Genomic DNA, 25,075 nt, shown 5'->3' with positions numbered 1-25,075 from the left:
CATGATTTCCATTACAGCAATTTTTAACAGCAAACCGGAAAATACAGAACAGCTACAAAACATGTTACATTCTTTGGTTACCGAAACAAGAAAAGAAGCAGCCTGTATACGTTATGACCTTCATGCAACTGAAAATAATTTTATTATTTGGGAAGAATGGCAAGATCAGCCAGGTCTTGACATACACAACCAGCAACCGTATTTACTTGATTTTATTGCTAAAAGTGAAGCGTTGGTAGCAACTCCCATTCAGGTGTATAAAACGACACAAATTTTATAAAGTTTTTTTTTAGCCACGAATTACATGAACTTACACGAATTAAAAATTTTAAAAAGTGGAAAATAAATTCGTGTAAGTTCATGTAATTCGTGGCTTTAATTTTATTTAATTCCCCCAAAAGCACCAAAACACATGTTCTTGTGTAAAATTTCGACGCTTGTAAAACCAACTTTCTTCATCAAATCCAATTGGTAATTCATGGATCTGGGTGTATCTTCTTTTTCTACGTAGTCCAATACCTTTTGTCGGTATTCCGCACCGCCAACTCCTTCTAAATAATCGCCGTAACGCTGCCAGGTATATTCATTTAATAATTCAGTGTCTTGTGTGATCAGGTCCGAAATCATAAAACAACCTCCGGGTTTTAATAATTTGAATATTTTAGCAAAAGTAGTTTCCCAATCCGAATCATCACGCAAATGATGTAAAACCGCTCCGGCCAGAATAATATCAAAATGATTTTCGGGCAGATCTACTTCGCGGATGTCGCCTTGCTTTACTTCTACTGTGCCGTCCGTTTCTTTAGATACTCTATCAAGAGCTCTTTCCAGCATCGGCAAACTCAAATCGACCAGCGTACAATTTAAATTGGAAACTTTGGAAAGCATCTTTAAAGTATAATTTCCGGCTCCACAGCCAATATCCAGGACATTTTTAGCATTCGGAACAATTCTTTTCGAGGCTTCCGTGATTAATTCCAAGGAAATTGTAGCATCAATGGTGGCAACCTGGCCTGTTTCTAAATTTGAAAATCGTTCGACATCATTGTCAAAACGTGTTCTGATTTCTTCAATAGTTGATTTTTTCATGGTTGTTAGTTTTTTTTTAAAGCTCACGGATGATGCGGGTTTAAACGGGTTAGCACGGATCTTTTTGTCACTCCCGATAGATATCGGGATAAGAATTTAAAAAAGATTTTCTTTTGCCACGAATTACACGGATTTTCGCTAATTACTTGTTTTTAAAATTCGCGCTAATTCGTGAAATTAGTGGCAAAAAATAGCACGCGGCACTTAAAAAAATCCGTGCAAACCCATAAAATCCGTAAAACCTGTGGGCACTATTTTTTTGGTAAAAGTATTTCTTTCATATATACTTTAAAAATACTTATTTTGTCAATTATTAATACTTAACAGGTATTTATGGAATTACGTCATCTCAAATACTTTTTGGCCGTAGCCGAAGAATTAAACTTTACGAAGGCAGCTGAAAAACTTTGCATTTCACAGCCGCCTTTAAGCCGCCAAATCGTTGAATTAGAAACGGAAATAGGAGCACGATTATTCAATCGGAATAATAAAAAAACAGAACTGACCGAAGCCGGAAAATATTTCGAAAAAGAAGTGACAGCCCTTTTTCAGCACCTGGATCAAATTACAAGTAAAACTCAGAAAATAGCTCAAAACATTTCAGGAGAATTCAGGATTGCTTATATCAGTTCGATTTATTCCGGTGTAATTTCAGAATTGATACAAAACTTAAAAGCAGTATTTCCCTATGTCAATTTCAAGCTTTTCGAAATTTCCACCACCAAACAAATTGCAGCTTTAGAGCAGGGGAAAATTGATTTGGGGATTATCCGGTCGCCCATAAAATCGCCTAAAATAAAATCGCAATTGTGGTTTCAGGACGGATTTTCGGTCGTTTATAACAAAAGTAATCTCCAAATTAATGCTGAGGAAGAGATTTCAAGTCTTAAAGACGAAACTTTTGTGTTTTTTAACAAAGAGTACGCCCCGCATTATCATGAAGTTTTACTGGAACTTTGCGCTTTTTATGGTTTTACACCAAAAGTCGCCCACGAATCCAATAATATCAATTCGATTGTACAGCTGGTGAAAAATGGTTTGGGAATTTCGATTGTTCCTTCGAATATTGCCAAAAACAATACGGATCCCGAAATGGGTTTTATTGAATTGAAAAAGGTCAATCTGTTTACCGATGTTTCCTTAATCACCGCGAAAGAAGATGAATCTGAAATCACAAAAGTAGCTGTCGATTTTTTATTGAAGAAAAATAGTTGACGCTAACGCTGCTTTATAATTTAATCTAGTAAACTCGCAAAGTTTATTTTAGTTATTTGATGATGTGTATAGTTTGTCTTTGAGCGATTCATTCAAAGCTTTTTTAAAACATCTTAAAAAAAGGAAAACCGTAAAAATTACTTGCAAAAAGCTTTTAAATTGCATCCTGTTAGGAAAGAAAAACATAAAGTAATTTGTGGAAATTTGTGAAATTCGTGGCAAAAAAGTTACAATTTATCACATTGAAATCACTTGAAAAGAATGAACTTTTAAATACCTTAGCAGATTATTATAGTACTTAAATAAAATCAACAAAAATGGCGGAGCAATCTTCAATTCAGTGTCCAAACTGTGGAACAACTATCGATGTCAATGACATCCTGAAACATCAGTTAGAAGACAGTATTCGTAAAGAATTCCAACAGAAGGCCAATGCGCAATCAAGAGAACTGGAGCTTAAAAATGAGCAATTCGAAAAAGCCAAATTAGAATTTGAAGCCAAAAAGAAACAGGAAAACGAACTATTTGCAGAACGTCTGGAACGTGAGAAAAAGGTAGCCGAAAAAGAAATTACCGAAAAGCTGAAAACCAAACTCGATGAAGAAAACAAAGATCGTTTACTGGCTATGGAAAAAGAGCTTTCGGAGAAATCGGAAAAGCTTCGCGAACTTAACAAAATGGAAGGTGAAATTGCCAAATTACGGCGTGAAAAACTGGAAATGAAAGGCGCCATAGAAGCGGAAGCACAAAAACAGCTCAATGCCACTTTGGTTTTAGAAAGAGATAAAATCCGTAAACAGGAAGAAGAAAAAAACGAGCTGAAAATAAAAGAATACCAAAAACAATCGGATGACCAAAAGAAACTGATTGAGGAAATGAAACGCAAGCAGGAACAAGGTTCTATGCAATTGCAAGGCGAAGTAATGGAATTAGCAATTGAAGAATGGCTGGCCAATAATTTTCCTCTAGACAGTATCGACGAAGTTAAAAAAGGCGCAAACGGAGCAGATTGTCTTCAGATTGTAAATACCCGTGAATTACAAAATTGCGGTTCTATTTATTACGAAAGCAAGCGTACCAAAGCTTTTCAACCCGCGTGGATTGAGAAATTCAAAAATGATATCAGAACCAAACGAGCCAATATCGGTGTTTTGGTTACAGAAGTAATGCCTGCAGGAATGGACCGAATGGGAATGCGCGACGGAATCTGGATTTGTACGTATGAAGAATTTAAAGGTTTGAGTGCTGTTTTGCGTCAATCGCTAATTCAGGTAAGTCAGGCGGTTCAGGCGCAGGAAAACAAAGGCGATAAAATGTCGATGTTGTATGATTTTTTAACCAGCAACGAATTCCGCTTACAGGTGGAGGGAATTGTAGAAGGCTTTACTCAAATGCAAAGTGACCTTGATTCTGAAAAAAGAGCGATGCAGCGTATTTGGAAACAACGTGAAAAACAAATCGAGAAAGTGGTTCATAATACTTTGGGAATGTACGGTTCGATTCGTGGTATTGCCGGAAATGCCGTTCAGACTGTCAGGGCTTTAGAATTGGATTTTATTGAAGACGATAAAGAGGAAGATTCTAAGGAATTGTTGGAATAATACGTGATTCATTGTACACGGGTTTTACGGATTGGACTGGTCAACACTTATTTTTTTCCTGTTTTGATCGAATTATAATAATCCTGTTGTCATTTCTGGCGAAGGAATCTCATGCAATAAACACGCCCTGTTGGCGAATACCGGATGAAATTCCTTCGTTCCTCGGAATGATAAACTAAACATTAAAATCAAGTTAATCTAATCAACTTTCCTAAAAACCAAAAGTTTCCCGGAAGGATTGGAAAGCGTTAATCTGTTATTGCCAATAGTATATGTGTTGGTATTTTGCAGTGCTTTAATAACTTGATCTTCTTTATTTCCGGGAGCGCAAGCCATCATGGTCGAAATCACTTTTGAAAATCTTAGTACCTCTTTTTCATAAAAAATACTGCCACTGATTGCATTACAGCCTCCGTAACCCATAAATTTATTTTCCGCAGCATTGATTTCGATCCTTGGTAATTCCTTTTGAAAATCGGTTACAAAAACTTTAAATCCGTTTAGTTCTTCTAAAACCCAAATATCATGAAGGCGATAATCCGTATTATAATGGCCGCAGCCTTCTAATTTTGTAAAACTAAGTTCCGTATTATTTTTTATTTCTATTGACACTTTATAGGGAGAAATGGCTCCGGACATCGAATTCTGACATTCCATATGCTGAATTGAAATTGTGGCAGTCGCTGTTTCATTAACAACTTTATACATTTTTACATTGGCATCCATCGCTTTTATGGCCTCACTTGCCGGAAAAATAAACTTTTCTTTCCCTGTGATTAAAGAGGTAAATTCAATACCTTCCCTTCCCATTTTTAATCCCCAAAATGGCTCGTTTCCCGTTGCTGTAAAATAATACTTCATTTGATCTTCCTGGGTTCCGTATTCAGAAGTAGTTTCTTTTGTGTCTGAATTTTTTAGGGCTGTAGATTTACAACCTGGCATTAATGAAAGCAATAGCAATACTGAAAGTAATTTTTTCATAGCATTTATATTAAGACAGATTTTACAGAAATAAAACAGCTGTAAAATTCTTATGAATTTACAACATTTTTTCGAAAACTTTATTTAGAATCTTTTCAAATTTACAATATTTCTCCCGGTATAAATTCTCTCAACCCCCACTACGTAAAAGATTACGACAATATACGTAGTAACATAAACCGTTAAATAGTATAAAAATAAAAATATATACGTATTTTTATAAGTATAAATACTTATATTTGCCTAGTGATACTTAATTAAAGAAGCTATGATTAAAGTAATAGTAGTTGGGAACGGAATGGTGGGTTACAAGTTTTGTGAAAAATTCATTGCAAAATCAGGACAGGAAAAGTATCAGATTACTGTCTTTGGTGAAGAACCGAGGCGTGCTTATGACCGGGTTCACTTAAGCGAATATTTCGGAGGAAAAACAGCAGATGACTTATCGCTATCAACCAGCGAATGGTACTTAGAAAACAATATTACTTTAAACACTTCCGAACTAATTACAGATATTAACCGGGAAGATAAAACCATACATACGCATTTAGAAAAAACACATCAGTACGATTACTTAGTGCTCGCAACCGGATCTTCTGCTTTTGTACCTCCTATTGACGGCGTAGAAAAAGAAGGCGTTTTCGTTTACCGTACCATAGAAGATTTGGACGCTATTATGGGTTACGCCAAAAAAATAAAACAAAAAGGTGCCACAGAAGCGGCAGTTTTGGGTGGCGGGTTATTAGGTCTTGAAGCTGCAAAAGCAGTTCGTGATTTAGGCCTGAATCCGCATGTAGTAGAATTTGCCCCAAGATTAATGCCAAGACAACTGGATAAAGGCGCGAGTGACATGCTTCAGTCTAAAATAGAAGAACTTAACATCGGAATTCACCTTAACAAAGCCACCCAATATATTGACGGGAAAGAATGTATAACAGGAATGATGTTTGCCGATGAAGAATTGTTAAAAGTTGACATGCTGGTTATTTCTGCCGGAATTAAACCTCGCGACGAATTGGCCAGAGTTTCAGGACTTGAGGTCGGTTTACGAGGCGGAATTGTGGTAAACAATCAGATGCAGACATCAGATCCTTCTATTTATGCAATTGGCGAAGCAGCACTTTACAATCAAAACATTTACGGACTTGTTGCTCCGGGTTACGAAATGGCCGATGTAGCCGCCGAGCAAATCTTAAAGGGTTCTAAAACCATGAGAGACACCATCGACATGTCTACACAATTGAAATTAATTGGGGTTGAAGTGGCCAGTTTTGGTGATCCCTTTATCGAAAATGAAAATGTTACCGCTATTATCTATGAAAATAAATTAAGCGGTGTTTACAAAAGAATCAATGTAACTAAAGATTCTAAAACCCTGCTGGGTGGCATTTTGGTAGGTGATTCGAGTGATTACAATTCTCTTTTTCAGATTTTCAGCAATGGAATGGCTTTACCTAAAAATCCGGAAGATCTGATTTTAGGTTCACGTGACGGTTCTGAAGGTTCGTCTTTAGGAGGCGTTATGGATTTGCCGGATACCGCCGTAATCTGTTCCTGCGAAAATGTGACCAAAGGAGCTATCTGCTGCAAAATTCTGGACGAAAGCTGTTCCGGTTTTTCAGATGTCGTGAAACAAACGAAAGCAACAACTGGATGCGGAGGCTGTAAACCTATGGTTTCGGATCTGGTCAAAGCAACACAAAAATCACTGGGCAAAGAAGTAAAAGATGTCATCTGCGAACATTTTAATTATACCCGTCAGGAATTATTCGATTTGGTAAAAATCAATAAATATGAAAACTTTTATGATGTTATTGATCATCATGGTTCGGGTGACGGATGTGAAGTTTGCAAACCTGTAATCGCTTCCATTTTCTCCAGTATTTATAATGATACGGCTAATAAACATGTTACTACTCAGGATACAAACGACCGGTTTTTAGCCAATATTCAGCGAAACGGAACGTATTCTGTCGTTCCAAGAGTTGCCGGTGGTGAAATTACCGCTGAAAAATTAATCGTAATCGGGGAAGTTGCCAAACAATTTGATTTGTACACTAAAATAACCGGCGCCCAGCGTGTTGATTTATTCGGAGCCCATTTGAGTGACTTGCCAAAAATCTGGAAAATATTAATTGATAATGGTTTTGAAAGCGGTCATGCGTACGGAAAATCACTTCGCGCCGTAAAAAGCTGCGTTGGAAATGCCTGGTGCCGTTACGGAATGGATGATAGTGCCGGATTTGCCATTGAACTGGAAAACCGATACAAAGGTATTCGTTCTCCGCATAAATTAAAAGGCGGGGTTTCGGCCTGTATTCGGGAATGCGCCGAGGCACGTGGAAAAGATTTCGGGCTGATTGCTGTTGAAGGAGGCTGGAATTTATATATCGCCGGAAATGGTGGTGCAAACCCAAAACACGCTGTTTTACTGGCAGAACAAATCAGTAAAGAAAACGTCATTCAATATCTGGATCGTTTTTTAATGTACTATATCCGTACAGCCGGTCCGCTGATTCGAACTGCCACCTGGTTAGAAAAACTGGATGGAGGTTTAGACTATCTGAAAGAAGTAATCATCGAAGACCGCCTCGGAATCTGCGAAACTTTAGAAGCTGAAATGGCGGCTTTAGTAGGCACTTTTGAATGTGAATGGAAACAAGTGCTCGAAAAACCAAGATTGTTAAAACGTTTCAACCACTTTGTGAACTCTGAAGAGAAAGACGACAATGTTGTTTTTGTTCCGCTGAGAGATCAGAAAATGCCAAAAGCCTGGTCGTAAAAGCTCCAAAAAAAAAAGAAAAAAAATCAAAAACGTTTGCTGTCCTCTTAAGAAACAGGAAATTAAAAACACATCTCAATGGAAGAAATTTTAAATCAATACCAAACCGTACAGTTAAAGGATGCAACGACCTGGTTCAAAGCGGGTACAGTAGAAGACTTTCCAACCAATCGCGGCGGCTGTATTAAATACAAAAACAAACAAATCGCCATTTTCAATTTCACCCGACGCAACGAATGGTACGCTTGCCAAAATGCCTGTCCGCATAAAATGGAAATGGTTTTAGCAAGAGGAATGACCGGATCTGCAGATGATATTCCGAAAATCGCCTGTCCAATGCACAAAAAGACGTTTTCGCTGGTCGATGGAACAAACCTGAACGGCGATGATTTTAAAATTGCAACCTATCCTGTAAAAGTCGTGGAAAACGAAGTGTTTGTTGGTTTTATTGATTGATTATTTTGAACTCAAATGTTCTTTTGTTTCTCGCAGATTTTGCAGATGGAGCAGATTTTTTTTTGAGGAAGCTATAAGTAATCTGCCTGATCTGCAAAATCTGCGGGAAAAAATACAGCCCTTTAATCTCAATAATGTACATTTTGAAAACATGTACACGAACAAGTTAATTCTGTATCTTTGAAATCTATTATTATCAAAAAAATGACTACACCTTTTCAAAAAGCAAGCGAGTGGATTGATGCCGAAAATGCGCAGGATCCTAACATCGAATCCCATCAGAATACGGAATATCCGAAAGAATTATTGTATTCGAACAGGATGTACGAAAGGCTGATGCAGTTTGAACCGGAAGCCTCTGAAGAAGTTCAGATTGCTTCAAAAGCACAGCATATCTGCCGATGGAAAGTAGCACGCGAATCGTACCCAATGGATCGTGTCGGTTATTTGAAATGGAGAGAGGACCTGAAAAAATTTCACGCTAAAACTACCGCTGAAATACTGGAAAAAGCAGGCTATGAAAGCGCTTTCAGAGATCGTGTTTCTTTTTTGATTGAAAAAAAATTACTTAAAAAAGATGCCGAAACCCAATTACTGGAAGATGTAATCTGTCTGGTATTTTTAGAATATTATCTCGACCCGTTTGTTCACAAACACGATGAAGAGAAACTTAAAAACATCATCAAAAAAACCTGGGATAAAATGTCTGACAAAGGACATCAGGAAGCCCTGAAAATCAACTACTCTGAAGAAAACTTAAACTTAATAAAAGCGTCTTTAGGGTTGTAATCTCATAAATGAAATAAGCTAAAAGCAAATTCCATTTTCCTAGAAAAGACAAATCATATCTTCGAATGAAAAAAAGCAATCAGGAGGCCGCAGATAAAATTACTTTCAAAAATTTACGCCGCCTGTATTTTTTTGCGCTTTGGACTATTGCGATCACCATCATTTTGAGTCAGGTTTTAGTGCAATACAACCTAAAACAACAGTTAAGCGATTCTAAAATCATCAATATCTCCGGGAAGCAAAGAATGCTGAGTCAGAAAATTGTCAAAGAGGTGTTGATTTTACATTATGTTTCTGATACGGCATCTACCAGACAAATTTTGCATTTGAAGCGTGTTTTGGAACTTTGGAAAACCACACAAAATGCACTCAAAAACGGCAGCGACAGTTTGGCTTTCCCAAAAGAAAAAAGCGAAACGCTCCGTAAATTATATGCAGACATCAATCCGATTTTTAATAGTATTTCAAAGGACACAGATTCGTTTCTGCTAAATTTAAAAGATAAACAAACACTGGCAGATAATCAAAAGTTAGTTCAAAGTATCCTGAAAAGTGAAGGCATTTTTCTTTCGAAAATGAACCAAATCGTGAGCCAGTATGATCTTGAAGCGCACGAAAAAGTGACCGAGCAGCGTAAAACAGAATACTGGATTTTTGCCTTTACCCTATTTGTGCTGCTGATGGAGTTTTTCTTCATCTTCAGACCTACCAATAAAAAAATCGAGAAACTCATTGCCAAGCTTTTATCTTCTGAAAAGAAAGCTTTAAAACTGGCGTACGATACTGAAATCATTAGTGAGATAAAAGAAAACTCGGTTAAAGAATTAAAATCGCTCAATTATGCAATGGAAAATACACTTTTGTATTGCCGCATTGCGCCTGACGGCTCTATCATTCATATTGGGGAAAAATTTGCCAAACTTTTAAATTACACCAAATTCTCTTCGCACAAAACATTTTCACACGTTTTAACCACAGAGGAGAAGGAGCAGCTGAACATAGACCGCCTTATTTCTGAGAAACAGCGCAGCGGCTGGCAGGGTGAAATTAATATCATTAATAAAGAAGGACAGAATATCTGGCTGGATCTGTCTATGGTTCCGGTGACCATCAAAAAAGAGGAATCAGAGCTTTTAATTATTTGTTTTAATATCACGGAACGCAAAAAAGCACAACGCGAAGTAGAACGACTGAATATTGAAAACAGCACCGAAAAAATCAACCAGCAAAAGATTATTTCGAGCAAAATTGTCGAAAATCAGGAAAACGAGCAAAACCGGATTGCCAAAGAAATTCATGACGGGATTGGGCAGATGCTTACGGGTTTGAAATTTAGTCTGGAAAGCATCAATCTGGAGGATAAAGAAAAATCGGCCCAGAAAATTGACTATTTAAAAAAACTATCTCTCGATATCATCAAAGGGGTCCGCACGGCCACTTTCAATTTAATGCCTCCCGAATTAAGCGATCACGGTATTGTTTCCTCCCTTTCGAAACTAACGCAGGAACTTTCAAAACTGACCGGGAAAGAAATCCTCTTTTACAATAAAACCGATTTCGACCAGCGTTTAGATTCGTTAATAGAAATCAACATTTACCGTCTTACGCAGGAAGCGATTAACAACGCCATAAAATATGCCGAATCCTCCCATATTATTGTCCAGCTTTCCCACAGCCAGACTTTACTCAGTGTTATTGTCGACGACAACGGAAAAGGTTTTGACATTAGCGTTGTTGACAAAAAACGAAACAGCCAATCCGGAATGGGCTTATTATTTATGAAGGAAAGAGTCCAATACATTAACGGACGCGTTTTTATCAAATCTATTCCGGGTGAAGGGACGAGGATTACTTTTAATATACCTATCTGATAATTAGATAATTTGATAATGAGAAAATGCGATAATTAAAGGATGCGATGATTAAGTATTTTTAAGTATATCTCATTTTTTACTAATCCAATTTTAGAAGGGATAATTCGTTGATTTTTTAGTATCCTTATTTAATAATTTTCAACCATCTAATGATCCACTTCTCCCGTTTTCCAATTATCCACACTATCCACTTTATCTAATTTTCTAATTATCACATTTCCTAAATTGAACCATTTTCAAATTCAAAAATTACGTATCTTAGCATCTTGTTTAGATGAAAATACGTAAACATTCAAAATCAAAATTAAGTAAAAGATGAGCAATATAATTCGGGTAGTTCTCGCAGATGATCATGTATTTGTAAGAGATGGAATAAAATCTTTACTGGAAAACGAAGCAAACATTGAGGTTGTAGGAGAAGCGATTGACGGAGCTGATGCGCTTGAAGTAATTGCTACTGCCCAACCCGACTTACTTATAGTAGATATTCGTATGCCTAACCTGACGGGTATCGAAGTAGTAGAAAAACTTAGAAATGATAATAACCATCTGAAAATTATTATGCTTTCTATGCACGAATCCGAAGAGTACGTACTTAAATCCATCAAAGCCGGAGCCGACGGTTATTTACTGAAAGGTTCAAGCAAAGAAGAATTCTTAAAAGCACTACACACGGTTGCTTTAGGCGGAAAATATTTTAGCGGGGATATTTCCTCTATCCTGATCAATCAGTTGACCAATTCTTCCAATTCCTTAGAACCTAAGCCAACAATAGGCGAAGAAATGATGATTACTAAAAGAGAGAAAGAGATTCTGACGCTTTTATTGTCCGGAAAAGGAAACAAAGAAATCGCTGAAGCCCTTGATATTAGTAAACGTACCGCTGAAGTGCATCGCTTTAATCTAATGAAAAAACTGAAAGTGAAGAATTTAATGGAACTTTCTAATAAAGCAACTGAATATTCGCTTCTGTAATTTCTATATAAAAGATAAAAATCACCTCGTGAAAATAGTATTTTAATAAAATAGAGAATCAATTTTGTGATGTTGGCAAATCTATTCACTTAGATAAAAATACTTAATTTTAAATACGTATTAATACTTATATAGTACTTATATTTGATCAAACAAATCTGAGTACTATGAAAAACACAAACTCTTTATCACAATCACACAACATTCTATTTTTGAATACTTTGGCGTTCACGGTATGTTTTGCCTGCTGGACTTTAAATGGCGTATTAGTTACCTTTTTGGTCGATAACGGTATTTTCCACTGGAGCGTTGTACAGGTAGGATGGTTACTTGGAATTCCGATTCTGACCGGTTCCATCATGCGTTTACCAATCGGAATCCTGACCGACAAATATGGCGGGAAATACGTTTTTTCCTTCTTACTGCTCCTCTGCTCTATTCCGCTGTTTTTACTTCCCCTGGCTGATAGTTTTTTTATGTTTGCCTTACTTAGTTTCTTTTTTGGGATGGTCGGCACCAGCTTTGCCGTCGGAATTGGGTATACTTCTATCTGGTATCCGAAAGAATGGCAGGGCCGCGCTTTAGGTATTTTCGGAATGGGAAATGCAGGTGCCGCCATAACGACTTTTCTGGCTCCTTCCTTATTGAATCACTTTTCGATAGAAGATCCGCAAAATGGCTGGAAAATACTTCCCGTAATGTATGCCGTTGCACTTCTTGTCATTGGAGTGGCCTTTTTAATTTTCGCCAAAAACAAAAAAATAGAAAATCAAACCAAAACGGTTTCCCAAATGCTGCAGTCTTTAAAAAGTGCCCGCGTCTGGCGATTCGGAGCCTACTATTTCTTAGTCTTCGGCTGTTTTGTAGCGTACTCCCAATGGCTGTTGCCCAATTTCATGAATGTGTATCAGACCAGTTTAGTAATGGGCGGTTTGTTTGCAACGCTTTTCAGTTTGCCTTCCGGTGTTATCAGAGCATTCGGAGGTTATTTATCGGATAAATTCGGTGCGCGAAAAGTCATGTACTGGGTTTTAAGTTCTTCTGTTATTTTAAGCGCTTTACTGATGATTCCGAAAATGGAAATTACAACTACGGGACCCGGCGTTCTTGCCACTAAAAAAGGAATTATCACTTCTGTTTCCAGCGAAAAAATTAAGATTGGCGAAACTGAATTTACAATTGCCCGGAAAAAAGAAAATGATGTCGAAAATTCCATTTTCCCAACCAGAACCTCCTGGCAGCAGGTTGTTGTAGCACAAAATCAGACGGTAAAGAAAAAAGAACTGTTGGCCAAAGGAATTACCGTCATAAAGTTTGATGCCAATATGTGGGTTTTCCTGGTGCTGGTCATTCTAATCGGAATTTCCTGGGGAATTGGAAAGGCAGCAGTTTACAAACATATTCCCGAATATTTCCCTACCGAAGTAGGCGTTGTCGGAGGTATGGTCGGAATGATTGGAGGATTAGGAGGTTTCTTTGGACCTATAATTTTCGGATACTTACTGACTGCAACCGGAATCTGGTCCAGTTCATGGATTTTTATTTTAATTTTTTCAGCCGTTTGCCTGACCTGGATGCACTATACCATCACCAAGATCATGAATGAAAAACAACCCGTTTTAGCAAAGGTAATTGACAGACAATAATGCAAATGATTATGCTCTAAATCATAGAGAAAAGCCATTAAACTTCAAAATTTGCCTCCCTAAATTAAATCCGTTAATCATGAAAAAACTAAAATTAATTATTTTATTACTCATAGGAATAAGCTTCGAAATTCAGGGTCAGGAATTAGAGGTAAACTTACAGATAAGGCCTCGTTTTGAATATCGAAACGGATATAAAACACTTCTCCCGGAAGGACAGGAAGGGACTTCGCAGATTTCACAGCGTTCCCGGTTAAATTTTAATTACAAACAAGATCAGTTTACGGTAAAACTCACCTTTCAGAATACCAGAACCTGGGGAGATGTTGCAACTACTGCAAGCGCTGACAAAAATGGTGTTGCTGTTTTCGAAGCGTGGGCGCAATATGATTTAACTGAAAAATGGAGTGTCAGAATGGGACGTCAGGTACTTTCGTACGACAACCAGCGTATTCTGGGAGAAATCGACTGGGCACAACAAGGACAGAGCCACGATGCATTAACGTTTTCATTTCATACTGAAAAACAACAATTGGATTTTGGCGGGGCTTATAATTCTGATGCAGAAAATACGTTACAGATTCCATATACTGTAGCGAACTATAAAGCAATGCAATATGCCTGGTACCATGCTAATTTAGACAAATTAGGAGTGAGTTTTTTATTGTTGAATACAGGTTATGAATATGCCAATATCGATAAAAAATTACTCATTGATTACAAACAAACTTTCGGACCTTACTTAACCTATAAAACTGCTAAAATAGACACTAATTTTTGGTTGTACGGACAAACTGGAAAAAGTACAGATCGACAAGTAAGTGCCTGGAATGCCGCTGCAAATTTTGGGTACAATATAAACCAGTCGTTTAAAGCTGGTTTAGGGTATGAATTCTTATCCGGAAAAAACACTAATGATGGAAGCACTGTTATTAAATCTTTTAATCCTGTTTTTGGAACGAACCACGCTTTTAATGGTTACATGGATTATTTTTATGTAGGCGGAGGCCATTTAAACAATGTTGGTTTACAGGATGCCTTTGTAAAATTAAATTACAATGTAAACAAATGGCAATTTACTTTGATGCCGCATGTATTTTTATCTGCCGCTGACGTAATGACACCCGTAGAAAAACTTGATTCTTATTTAGGAACTGAAGTTGACTTTACTGCCGGCTTTAATTTCAAAAAAGAAATCACCTTAACAGGCGGATATTCGCAAATGTTCGGATCAGAAACCTTAGAATTTCTTAAAAAGGGAGATGCCGGACATACCAATAACTGGGCGTGGTTGATGATTTCTGTAAATCCCAGAATTTTTACATGGAAAAAATAGTTTTTCTTCAAAATTAACATTTATATTTTACCCTTTTCACATTTCGTAAAAAGGGTATTTTTTTTACTTCCCAAAAAATTGTTATACGATTTAATTGGTTATATTTGAACCGATTATGAACCCCCAATTCTATCCTATGAAACAATTTTTAAAATTATCAATGCTTACTTTTATTGCAACTCAAACTGGTATTCCTCAAAAATACAATGATGCTTTAATTTCAAAAGACTCGCAAATAAATTTTGCAAAAACGCAAAAAAGAGGAATTAAAAAAAACAACATTATTTACTACGTTGAAAATGACTTGCAAACCATATCTGCCTATAAAAGCAATAAGTTGAAATGGCAAACGAATGTAATTTCTGTTTGCGGAAAACCAAAGCTTGGAGAACCTCAAATACGATATGTAGGTTATAATGATACAAACAAACTACTTATCGTGATGGGAAAACATAATTTCGCGGAAATTGACATAAATAACGGAATAACAAAACTTGTTGGTTAATTTAAGATTGTGAAAAATCGGAAACGCTGGTCACACCAACAATTGGAATTGGTTACTGATTGCTGTCAATCCGCGGATTTTCACTTTCAACCCCAATAAAATATAAATACATTCTAATTTTCTACATCTCCTTTGTTCCGGCAAAGGAGATTTTTTTTTAGTGAATAATCTAAAAATAAAATTTAAAAAATACGTATTTATACGTAAAAATACTTATTTTTGTTTACATTAAATTACGTGAATTACTCAGACTACAAGTACATTCTCCTTGTAATACCAAAACAAATCTGTAATGCAAAATACCAAAATCAAAACAACCTGTTCGTATTGTGGCGTTGGCTGCGGGATTATTGTAACCAATGATCCTAAAAATGGTGTAATGGTAACAGGCGACACAGCGCATCCGGTCAATAAAGGAATGTTATGTTCGAAAGGAATGAATCTGCATTACGTAGTGAACGATACGTCAGACCGGATTTTATATCCGGAAATGCGCGGGAGCAAATCTTATCCGCTCGAACGGGTAAGCTGGGACACTGCTCTTGACCGCGCTGCTGCTGTTTTTTCCTCCATTATAAAAAAACACGGACCGGACAGCGTTGGTTTTTATATCTCAGGCCAGTGTTTAACCGAAGAATATTACTTAGTCAATAAACTGGTTAAAGGTTTTCTGAAAACCAATAATATCGATACCAACTCAAGGCTTTGCATGAGTTCGGCAGTGGTAGGTTATAAAAAAACTTTTGGGGAAGATTCCGTACCGATTGCTTACGATGATATCGAGCTTGCAGATACTTTCCTGATTACAGGTGCCAATCCGGCCTGGTGTCATCCGATTTTGTTTCGAAGAATTGAAAAACACAAAGAGAAAAATCCAAAAATAAAAATCATTGTCATTGATCCCAGACGAACGGATACAGCCGCTTTTGCTGATTTGCATTTGCAGATTATTCCGGGATCTGATATCATTTTATACCACGCTATTGCCAAACGCATTATCGAAAAAGGATATGCAGATCACGATTTTGTAAAAAATAATGCTGAAAATTTTAAAGCATACAAAGAATTAGTTTTAAGTACTTCTTTAGAAAAAGCCTCTAAACTTTGCGGCATTTCCGTGAACGACATCAAACTGGCCGCTGACATTATCGGAAAAGCAAAAGGTTTTATCTCGCTCTGGGCAATGGGACTTAATCAGAGTGCTGTTGGAGTGGATAAAAATACGGCACTGCTCAATTTATCGTTATTGACAGGGCAAATAGGAAAACCGGGTTCAGGACCATTTTCACTCACCGGACAGCCTAATGCTATGGGAGGGCGCGAAGTGGGCGGCATGGCTACCTTACTGGCCGCACACAAAGACATCGCCAATCCGGAGCATCGCAAGGAAGTAGCTGATTTCTGGGGAGTTGATTCGATTTCAGACCAACCGGGCTTAACGGCAACAGAAATGTTTGAAGCGTTAGAGTCGGGCAAAATGAAAGCCGTCTGGATTATTTGCACCAATCCGTTAGTGAGTTTACCGGATTCCCGTCGCATCGAAAAAGCACTTCAGAATGCCAAATTTGTTGTCGTTCAGGATATTTCACACAATGCCGATACGGCCAAATTTGCCGATTTATTGCTTCCCGCTGCGGGCTGGCTGGAAAAAGAAGGAACAATGACCAATTCAGAGCGTCGGATTTCGTATTTACCAAAAGGAATCAACGCGCCGGGTGAAGCACTTCCGGATATTGAAATTTTAATTCGCTTTGCGAAAAAAATGAATTTCCACGGATTCAATTTTAACAATGCCGAAGAAATTTATAAAGAACACTGTGCCCTTACGAAAAATACCAATATTGATATCTCTTTCTTAAATTACCATCGCTTAAAAACCGAAGGTACTTTTCAATGGCCCGTTCCGGATTACGGACATCCGGGAACGCCCCGCCTCTTTACCGATAAAAAGTTTTATACACCCTCACAAAAAGCAATTTTCAATTTACCAACGGCTATTGAAAACACTTCGGAACAGCCCAGTCCGCAATTTCCTTTTATCTTAACCACAGGAAGGGTCCGCGATCAGTGGCATACCATGACCAAAACCGGGAAAGTATCCCGATTACTGACCCATACACCAAGTCCGGTATTGGAAATTAATCCGATTGATGCTTTTAAAAATGATATCAAAAATGGGGATATCGTAGTCGTATCCAGCAAAAATGGTGAAGTTCGCGTAAAAGCAAAAGTAACCGATTCGATCAAAGAAAAGGTCGTTTTCCTGCCGATGCATTGGGGAAAACAGCTTGACAATGATTTGAACAGAACCAATAATCTGACCAATACCGTGGTTGATCCGGTTTCTAAGGAACCCGATTTTAAATACACGACGGTTTCGATTAATAAATATGTAAAACCCTTTCAGAAAATTGCGATTGTCGGTGCCGGAGCAGCGTCTTTCCGTTTCATTCAAAACTATCGTGAATTTAATACAACAGATGAAATTATTGTTTTTTCGAATGAAATAAATCCATTTTACAATCGCGTCTTACTTCCGGAATACATGACCGGAGAATTCTCGTGGGAGCAGTTATTAAAAGTAAAAGATGGCGATGCACTGCAAAAACTCAACATTACCATGAAAGCGGGCGTTGCTATTGATAAAATAAATACGGCCGAAAAAACAATTCTGGACAGTTACGGAAGCCTGCATCAATTTGACTCGCTTATCCTGGCTACCGGAAGCCGGCCTTTTGTTCCGGAGAACGCACAGTTACATCTTCCGGGACGTTTTACAATAAGACGAAAAGAAGATGCCGACCGACTGAAAACCTATCTGGACAACACAGGACTGCCAACTGAAGAACAACATGTCGTTATTATTGGCGGTGGTTTATTAGGTTTGGAATTAGCTGCGGCTTTAAAACATAAAAAAGTAAAAATCACCATTATCCAAAGGGCTTCACGATTGATGGAACGTCAGTTAGACCGGATTTCAAGCAAGTTACTGGCCGAAGAAGTACAGCTTCGTGACATTCAGATTTATTTTGATAATGAAGTGAGTACTGTTTTTGAAACCGATCATGAAAACGAACTTGAAATTGCCTTAAAGAGCGGCAGAATTATAACGGCCAATGCTATTGTTTATACTATCGGAACGATTCCGAATATTGAAATTGCACGTGAAACGGGACTTTCCTGCGGGCGTGGCGTAAAAGTAAACCAGTATTTACAATCTTCAAATCCGGACATTTTTGCAATTGGAGAAATTGCTGAATTTGAAAATAAGCTATTCGGAATCACCTCTGCTGCCGAAGAACAGGCTGATGTTCTGGCTAACTTTCTGGCCGGAGATATCAGCAGTTACTACAAAGGCTCTGTTTTAATGAATATCCTGAAATTAGAAGATATCAATTTATGCAGTATTGGGGACATTACCATTCCGGAAAACGATGATTCGTATGAAGAAATTATTTTTACCGATTTAAAGAAACGCTACTACAAAAAATGTATCGTTAAAAATGATTTGTTAGTCGGTGCGATTTTAATGGGAGATAAAAATGAGTTTGCCGAATTCAAAACGATGATTGAAAGCAAAATTGAATTATCAGACAAACGAAATTTATTGCTCCGAGGAAGCTCAACTGCCAAACCTGTTTTAGGAAAATTAGTGTGTTCCTGCAGTCAGGTCGGAGTAGGAAATATAGAAGAAACAATCAAAAGCGGCGTTACTAATTTTACCGATTTATGTAAAAATACCGGAGCAGGATTAGGCTGCGGAAGCTGTAAAACCGAAGTGAAGGAGCTATTGGCGAAATGCCGGGTTTAGTTTTCAGTCGCAGTATCCACCGGGACTGAAAACTAAGACTGAGACTAAGACTGAGACTGAGACTTAAAGAAAAAACAAAAGAAAAAATGGAACTAACAAGACTAATAGTAAAAGGAGGCGTAATATCACCTGGTGAACTTCGTGAAGTTGTCAATATGGCTATGAATCAGGGGTTAGATTCAATTTCGTTTGGGTCAAGGCAGGATATTATTTTTCCGAAGGGCATTCAACCTTTAGAAAAAGAAAAAACGGGCAAACATCATTTTGTATTTCCGGACCAGAAAAGCGGGAATAATATCGTTTCTTCCTATGTTTCAACTGATATTTTCAGAAATACCAATTGGTTGACGGGAAATCGGTATTTGTATATCTTAGAGCAGTTTAAGGAACAGCCAAAACTAAAAGTCAACATTACGGATCCTAAACAGCAATTGGTGCCGTTGTTTACCGGACATCTCAATTTTATTGCTTCCGAACATGAAGATTATTGGTATTTGTACATCCGGTTACCCAAATGGGAACGTATGGAAGTCTACCCGGTTTTGATTTACAGCTGGGATATCGCTCAGTTTTACTACGAAATTGAAAGAATCACAACTGAAGAATCAATTCATATTGACCTTCTTTTTAGTCTGGTAAGTGAAGCCTTAGATACGAACAACAGAACGATTGACAAACCTCTGAATGTTCCGTTTTATCCTTTCCCATATTATGAGGGAATGAACAGAATGGGAATTGATCAGTACTGGCTGGGTTTGTACTGGAGAAATAACTTATACGATTTAGACTTCCTGAAAGAAATGTGCGATTTGTGTTTCGATTGTAAAATCGGGAAAATATGCGTTACTCCATGGAAATCATTTATTGTAAAAGGAATTCCAAAAGACCGAAAATTAGAATGGGAAAAATTCTTAGGCAAAAAAGGAATCAATGTCCGTCATTCGTTGTTAGAACTGAATTGGCATTTGCCCGTAGCAATGGAATGGGCACTGAATCTCAAGACTTTTCTCGTTCGCACACTCGATCAGTTTGATATCAGCACTTACGGACTGACTTTCGGCTTATCCGAATACAATCGCAACGGGCATTATTTTACCTCAATCGTGGTTGAAAAAAATGAGTTACCAAAAGATTTAGCTTCGATGAAAATAAGAGACACCTATAATATCTTATTTGCGAAGAATTTCGATCCCAATACACAGGAATATATTGTGCATTCACAGGATATTGATAAACTCGAACTGCCCACGATTTTAATCGAATTAAGTCGAAAATATTTCGAAGAGCTGGGAAATTCCATCACTGAAACAACAGAAAATCCACAGAAAAAAGAAAAACCACAATTGGATATTTACCAATGTCAGGAGTGTTTAACGCTTTATAAATCAGAATTCGGAGAAGAAAGCCAGGGTATTCCAAAAGGTGTACTGTTTACTGATTTGCCTGAGACGTATTGCTGCTCTTTATGCGAAGCACCCAAAAGCAATTTCAGAATCCTGGAAATTGTCAGGAATTAATTTAACTTCTATTAAATTCCCAAATTTTGAATTCCAAATTCCAAATCTTACTTTTCACATTTCACTTCACCCACAACCCACAACTCAAAACTCAAAACCCACAACTCATAATTCATAATTCATAACTCACATTTATACAGCAATTTCTTCCATTTTTTCAGGTAGAATTGTTAAGAGATTTTGGTTTTCATTTTTAGAAAAAAAGCCAAACATTTTATTTTCAAATACTTAAGATTAAATTTTATCTAAAAACTTAACATTGGGGGATTTGTTTTATAATTATCTTTACTTAACTATTACTTAACGATTTAGTTACATTAGAAATTATTCTCATCTAAAAGGACATTAATATGGAAAACAACAACGAAGAAATTATCCCTGAAAAAATTGATTCACCAACAACTGAAAATATTCAGCCAGTTGCAGAAAATAAAAAACCTGTAACTACACCGCCTGCAAAAACAACCGTTCGTAAAGCTGCTCCGGCTAAACCAACAACTGCTGCAGCAACAAGTGCAACACCAAATGCAACGACAAAAACGGCAGCAAGCACTACACCGAAACCAACAGTAAGAAGAGCTCCGGCAAAAAAAGTTACAGCTCCGGCTTCAACCATAAAACCTGAAGTTATAAAAGAAGTTACTGAATCAAAAGAAGCAAAAACTATTGAAACAACTTCACAAGAAGAAAATAAGAAAGATAAATCAACCGATAAAAAGAAGAAAAAAGTGAAAGACCAGGACAAGGAAAAAGAAAAAAAGAAATTAGCTAAGAAAAAAGATCAGGCTAAAAAAGACAAAAAGAAAGAGAAAGCTAAAAAAGCAAAACAAAAAGCTGCTGCTAAGAAAAAAGAAAAAGCGAAAAAAGCGAAGGATAAAGCGAAAGCGAAAAAAATAGCAAAAAAGAAAGCTAAATCTCAGAAAAAAGCAAAAGCGAAAAAGAAAAAATAATTACCAAAAAGGTTTGACTTATTAAAGTTGAACCTTTTTTTATATCCATATGTAACTGCACAAAAATCGAAGAACTATCCTCCAATCGCAATCATACTGCGGTTATCAAAATGAAGCAAGGGATCGTCCATTTCTTCAATAGTAACCATTCCTGCTCTCACTTTCTTTTTATTCCGAATTGATTCCGAAATCAGGCTGGTGATCGATTCGCCGTTTCTTAAAGGCGTCAGTAAATCTGTTTCTGAATTGGAGAAAAGACAGTTCTTAATTTTTCCGTTTGCCGTCAGACGAATTCTGTTACAGCCATCACAAAACGGATTAGTAATAGAACTGATGATTCCAAAATCACCGTGAAAGCCTTTTATTTTATAGGTTCTGGCCGTAAAATTTCTTTCGTCGTCTAATTTCTGAATTTCCTCCGAAGAAAAAGTTTTTTCCAGTTCTGCTAAAATTTCGTTTTGGGAAACCATTTTACTTCTGTCCCACTCGTTTCCGGCAAAAGGCATAAACTCAATAAAACGAACTGATAAAGGCAAAAACTTTGTTAATTGCACAAAATCAACAATTTCATTTTCATTAAAACCTTTCATCAGAACCACATTTACTTTTACTTTAAAATCATTATTCAAAAGTAAATGCAGATTATCAATTACTTTCTCAAACTGATTTCGGAGTGTTACAGCATGAAATTGAGACGAAACCAAAGTATCTAAACTCAAATTGATATTGCTGACTTTAAATTGCTTCAAAACAGCCATATGCCGATCGATCAGGATCCCGTTTGTCGTAATGGAAACTTCGGTTTCTAAGCTGGCTAATTTGGAAATAATTTCCGGAAAATCTTTTCGCAAAAGTGGTTCCCCACCTGTTAACCTGATTTTGTCAACACCGTTTTCTACGAAGATCCGGGCAATTGCAAGAATTTCATCGGCAGTCATTAGACTGGCTTTAGGAGATAATGCGATTCCATCGGCAGGCATGCAATACGTGCAACGCAGATTGCATTTTTCTAACAGCGAAATACGCAAATAGTTGTGTTTTCGCCCAAAATCATCCGTTAAAACAGTTTTAGAGGGAATCATGATTTTTACCTTTTAAAATATGAAAAACATGCAGCAAATGCGGAAAAACAGCATCCATTGATTCTCTTGCCCCATTGGTTGAACCCGGCACTGCCAAAACCAGACTTTTACCTAAAGTTCCCGCAACAGTTCGTGATAACATGGCATAAGGTGTACGCTGCTGTCCGTAATTACGAATGGCTTCTTCGATGCCGGGAATCCTGCTCTCTAATATTGGAGACAAAGCTTCGGGTGTGACATCCCGAGGGGACAAACCTGTTCCGCCCGTAAAAATAACGAGCTGGTGTTCTTTTGCAAAAGCTTTGGCCTTTTCCTGAATAACATCAATTTCATCCGGAATGACTTCATAATGTCCGGTTTCGACTCCATAGGAAGTTAGTTTTTCGACTATGATTTTTCCGGAGCGATCTTCTTTATCGCCGGCAAAAACAGAATCGGAACAAACAAAAACGGCCGCTTTAATGACAGTTGGAAATTTATTTTTAAAAGACGATTTCCCGCCTTCCTTTTGAACTAATTTGATTGTCGAAATTTCGATTTCCTTATCGATCGGTTTCAGCATATCATACATCGTAAGTGCTACTATAGAGGCGCCGTGCATGGCTTCAACTTCTACTCCGGTTTTGTAAACGGTTTTTACATTGAAGATAATCTGAATCGTCAGCTCCTCAATTTTGTAGGTAACAGACGTAAATTCAATTGGAATCGGATGGCAATCGGGAATCGACAAATGCGTATTTTTTACGGCAAACAAACCAGCCGTTTTGGCCATTTCCAAAACATTTCCTTTCGGAACCAGATTATTTACAACGGCATCAATTGTTTCCTGTTTGCTAACTTTTACAATCGCGGTTGCGGTTGCAGAACGTAACGTATTTATTTTATGTGTAATATCAACCATTTCTTAGGTATTTTGCTTCCAGGTGAAAGCACCGTTTTCAAAAATTTCTTTACCAAAAATCGGCACATCTGTTTTTATCCAGTTTACGATCGCTTCTGTAGCTTCATAAACCTGTTTGCGCCTTGTAGCCGAAACGAATACAAACAAACAGATTTCTCCCGCTTTTACCACTCCCAAACTGTGATAAATGTGCATACAGGTGAGATCAAATTTGGCGAAAGCTTTTTCACGGATGGCGTGCAAAGCTTCGTTTGCCATATCGGTATACGCAGAGTAATCGATTGCTGCAACGGTATTATCGTGTAGGACATCTGCACGAACTTGTCCCAGAAAAATATTGTGTGCCCCAATGGTATGTTTTGACTGGTGTTTGGCAATGGATTCCGCGATAAATTCGGGAGAGATTGGTCCTTCTATAAATACATTTTTACTCATTGTTTATTTTTTTTTGCCACTAATTGCACGAATTGACACGAATTATTTCTAAAATGTCAATTCGTCTTTTAGTAACTGATTTAAAACCAAAGCTCCTCCTTTGATACTTTTTACTTTTTTGAATTTATTTTTCAGGAGGATTTCAACTGCCGCTTTGCTTCTTATTCCGGATTGACAGAAAATATAAATGGTTTTATCCCGATCTAAATTTTCATTTTTTTTTTCTAATTGAATCAATGGAATCTGAATGCTGTTTTTCAATATTATTTTTGGAAGTTCGTCGTTGTTTCGAACATCTAAAAAAAGTACGTTTTCTGCGTCAATCTGGCTTAAAACCGTCTCGGCTTCAATCTCATGAGGCTCTTTTTCAGATCCATTATATTTTTCTTCAAATGTGATTCTGTCTATTTTGAAATCACTATTCTTTTCGAAGTCATATTTTTGCTGTTCATTATTCAAGATATTATATACCAGCAGTTTGCCACTTAACACCTCACCTATTTCTAAAATTATTTTAAGGACTTCATTGGCTTGTAACATACCAATGATTCCAACGCCAATTCCAAGTACTCCGGCATCATTACAATTTGCCGTCAGGCTGTTTTCATCCGGAAACAGGCAGCTGTAAGTGGGTCCGTTTTGGTAATTGAAAACAGAAACTTGTCCTTCAAATCTAAAAACGGAGCCGTAGACCATTGGTTTATTTGTAAGGGAACATGCATCATTTATCAGGTATTTTACTGCCAGATTATCTGTGGCATCGACGATAATATCATAATTTTCAAATAACGCAATGGCATTGTTTCCGGTTAATTTTTCTGCTATCGAATTGACTTTTATTAACGGATTTAATTCTGTCAGACTTACTTTAGCTTCATCGGCTTTATATTTTCCGACGGCAGTTGTTTTATAAATGACCTGTCTTTGCAGGTTTGAAATTTCGATAACATCATGATCTGAAATTCCAATTTCGCCCACTCCCGCTGCAGCGAGATACGGAAGAACAGCAGCTCCCAGACCGCCGGCACCAATCACTAAAACTTTCGCTTTGGCTAGTTTCTCCTGTCCGTTTTCTCCAATTTCCGGGAGAATAACTTGTCTGTTATACCGCATTGATGCATTCATATTCT

General features: G+C 37.3%; 20 protein-coding genes. 14 read left to right on the top strand and 6 right to left on the bottom strand.

From position 1 onward, the window contains the following. Window position 1: 1 nt before the first annotated feature. Complete coding sequence (locus EV142_RS09740; protein ID WP_132034947.1) at window positions 2-280, top strand: putative quinol monooxygenase; 279 nt, start codon at window positions 2-4, stop codon at window positions 278-280. Between the two features lie 101 nt (window positions 281-381). On the opposite strand, the gene EV142_RS09735 is transcribed toward EV142_RS09740, so the two are convergent. Next, window positions 382-1,089 carry a class I SAM-dependent methyltransferase gene (locus tag EV142_RS09735; RefSeq protein WP_132034945.1) on the bottom strand — a complete coding sequence of 236 codons (708 nt, stop codon included), beginning with the start codon at window positions 1,087-1,089 and terminating at the stop codon, window positions 382-384. 333 nt (window positions 1,090-1,422) lie between these two features. Between EV142_RS09735 and EV142_RS09730 the strand changes: the two genes are divergently transcribed. Continuing rightward, on the top strand, window positions 1,423-2,304 hold the full coding sequence (locus tag EV142_RS09730) for a LysR family transcriptional regulator (RefSeq protein WP_132034943.1): 882 nt from the start codon (window positions 1,423-1,425) through the stop codon (window positions 2,302-2,304). Window positions 2,305-2,621: 317 nt separating this feature from the next. Beyond that, window positions 2,622-3,905, top strand: coding sequence for a DUF2130 domain-containing protein (locus tag EV142_RS09725; protein ID WP_132034941.1), 1,284 nt, complete (start codon window positions 2,622-2,624; stop codon window positions 3,903-3,905). Window positions 3,906-4,103: 198 nt separating this feature from the next. Here EV142_RS09725 and EV142_RS09720 read toward each other — a convergent pair whose 3' ends face one another. After that, window positions 4,104-4,886, bottom strand: a complete 783-nt coding sequence (locus tag EV142_RS09720; protein WP_132034939.1) for an META domain-containing protein — start codon at window positions 4,884-4,886, stop codon at window positions 4,104-4,106. 268 nt (window positions 4,887-5,154) lie between these two features. Here EV142_RS09720 and nirB point away from each other — a divergent pair, with 268 nt between their 5' ends. From nirB to EV142_RS09665, 11 genes are all read left to right on the top strand, one after another. Continuing rightward, window positions 5,155-7,668, top strand: coding sequence for a nitrite reductase large subunit NirB (nirB, locus tag EV142_RS09715; RefSeq protein ID WP_132034937.1), 2,514 nt, complete (start codon window positions 5,155-5,157; stop codon window positions 7,666-7,668). Between the two features lie 78 nt (window positions 7,669-7,746). Beyond that, window positions 7,747-8,124: a nitrite reductase small subunit NirD gene (nirD, locus tag EV142_RS09710; protein ID WP_132034935.1), complete on the top strand. Its 378-nt coding sequence runs from the start codon at window positions 7,747-7,749 to the stop codon at window positions 8,122-8,124. Between the two features lie 204 nt (window positions 8,125-8,328). Further along, complete coding sequence (locus EV142_RS09705) at window positions 8,329-8,913, top strand: DUF4202 domain-containing protein (RefSeq protein WP_132034933.1); 585 nt, start codon at window positions 8,329-8,331, stop codon at window positions 8,911-8,913. A 65-nt stretch (window positions 8,914-8,978) separates the two neighbouring features. After that, a complete protein-coding gene (locus EV142_RS09700; RefSeq protein WP_132034931.1) occupies window positions 8,979-10,784 on the top strand; it encodes a sensor histidine kinase in 1,806 nt (601 codons plus the stop codon). A gap of 318 nt (window positions 10,785-11,102) precedes the next feature. Next, window positions 11,103-11,762, top strand: a complete 660-nt coding sequence (locus tag EV142_RS09695; RefSeq protein ID WP_132034929.1) for a response regulator transcription factor — start codon at window positions 11,103-11,105, stop codon at window positions 11,760-11,762. A gap of 167 nt (window positions 11,763-11,929) precedes the next feature. Then, window positions 11,930-13,408: an MFS transporter gene (locus EV142_RS09690; RefSeq protein ID WP_132034927.1), complete on the top strand. Its 1,479-nt coding sequence runs from the start codon at window positions 11,930-11,932 to the stop codon at window positions 13,406-13,408. A gap of 79 nt (window positions 13,409-13,487) precedes the next feature. After that, window positions 13,488-14,744: an alginate export family protein gene (locus EV142_RS09685; RefSeq protein ID WP_132034925.1), complete on the top strand. Its 1,257-nt coding sequence runs from the start codon at window positions 13,488-13,490 to the stop codon at window positions 14,742-14,744. A gap of 136 nt (window positions 14,745-14,880) precedes the next feature. Next, entirely contained in the window at window positions 14,881-15,249 is a 369-nt protein-coding gene (locus EV142_RS09680) for a hypothetical protein (protein ID WP_132034923.1), read from the top strand. Window positions 15,250-15,541: 292 nt separating this feature from the next. After that, window positions 15,542-19,060, top strand: a complete 3,519-nt coding sequence (locus EV142_RS09675; RefSeq protein WP_132034921.1) for a nitrate reductase — start codon at window positions 15,542-15,544, stop codon at window positions 19,058-19,060. A gap of 86 nt (window positions 19,061-19,146) precedes the next feature. Continuing rightward, window positions 19,147-20,577, top strand: coding sequence for a rubredoxin (locus tag EV142_RS09670; protein ID WP_132034919.1), 1,431 nt, complete (start codon window positions 19,147-19,149; stop codon window positions 20,575-20,577). Window positions 20,578-20,927: 350 nt separating this feature from the next. Continuing rightward, window positions 20,928-21,527, top strand: coding sequence for a hypothetical protein (locus EV142_RS09665; protein WP_132034917.1), 600 nt, complete (start codon window positions 20,928-20,930; stop codon window positions 21,525-21,527). A gap of 74 nt (window positions 21,528-21,601) precedes the next feature. Here EV142_RS09665 and moaA read toward each other — a convergent pair whose 3' ends face one another. Genes moaA through moeB form a run of 4 tightly spaced genes read right to left on the bottom strand, consistent with a single transcriptional unit; the run spans window position 21,602 to window position 25,070 of the window. Further along, window positions 21,602-22,609: a GTP 3',8-cyclase MoaA gene (moaA, locus tag EV142_RS09660; RefSeq protein ID WP_132034915.1), complete on the bottom strand. Its 1,008-nt coding sequence runs from the start codon at window positions 22,607-22,609 to the stop codon at window positions 21,602-21,604. Next, window positions 22,596-23,510: a bifunctional molybdenum cofactor biosynthesis protein MoaC/MoaB gene (moaCB, locus tag EV142_RS09655; RefSeq protein WP_132034913.1), complete on the bottom strand. Its 915-nt coding sequence runs from the start codon at window positions 23,508-23,510 to the stop codon at window positions 22,596-22,598. Before moaCB ends, moaA begins: the two co-directional genes overlap by 14 nt. A gap of 3 nt (window positions 23,511-23,513) precedes the next feature. Next, entirely contained in the window at window positions 23,514-23,945 is a 432-nt protein-coding gene (locus EV142_RS09650) for a molybdenum cofactor biosynthesis protein MoaE (RefSeq protein WP_132034911.1), read from the bottom strand. Window positions 23,946-23,993: 48 nt separating this feature from the next. Continuing rightward, window positions 23,994-25,070 (bottom strand): HesA/MoeB/ThiF family protein, encoded by a 1,077-nt coding sequence (gene moeB / locus EV142_RS09645; RefSeq protein ID WP_132034909.1) that lies wholly within the window; start codon window positions 25,068-25,070, stop codon window positions 23,994-23,996. Between the last annotated feature and the right edge of the window lie 5 nt (window positions 25,071-25,075).

Origin of the sequence: Flavobacterium circumlabens (assembly GCF_004345565.1) — a bacterium.
GTDB lineage: Bacteria > Bacteroidota > Bacteroidia > Flavobacteriales > Flavobacteriaceae > Flavobacterium > Flavobacterium circumlabens.
This window is presented reverse-complemented; position numbering and strand designations above follow the sequence as displayed.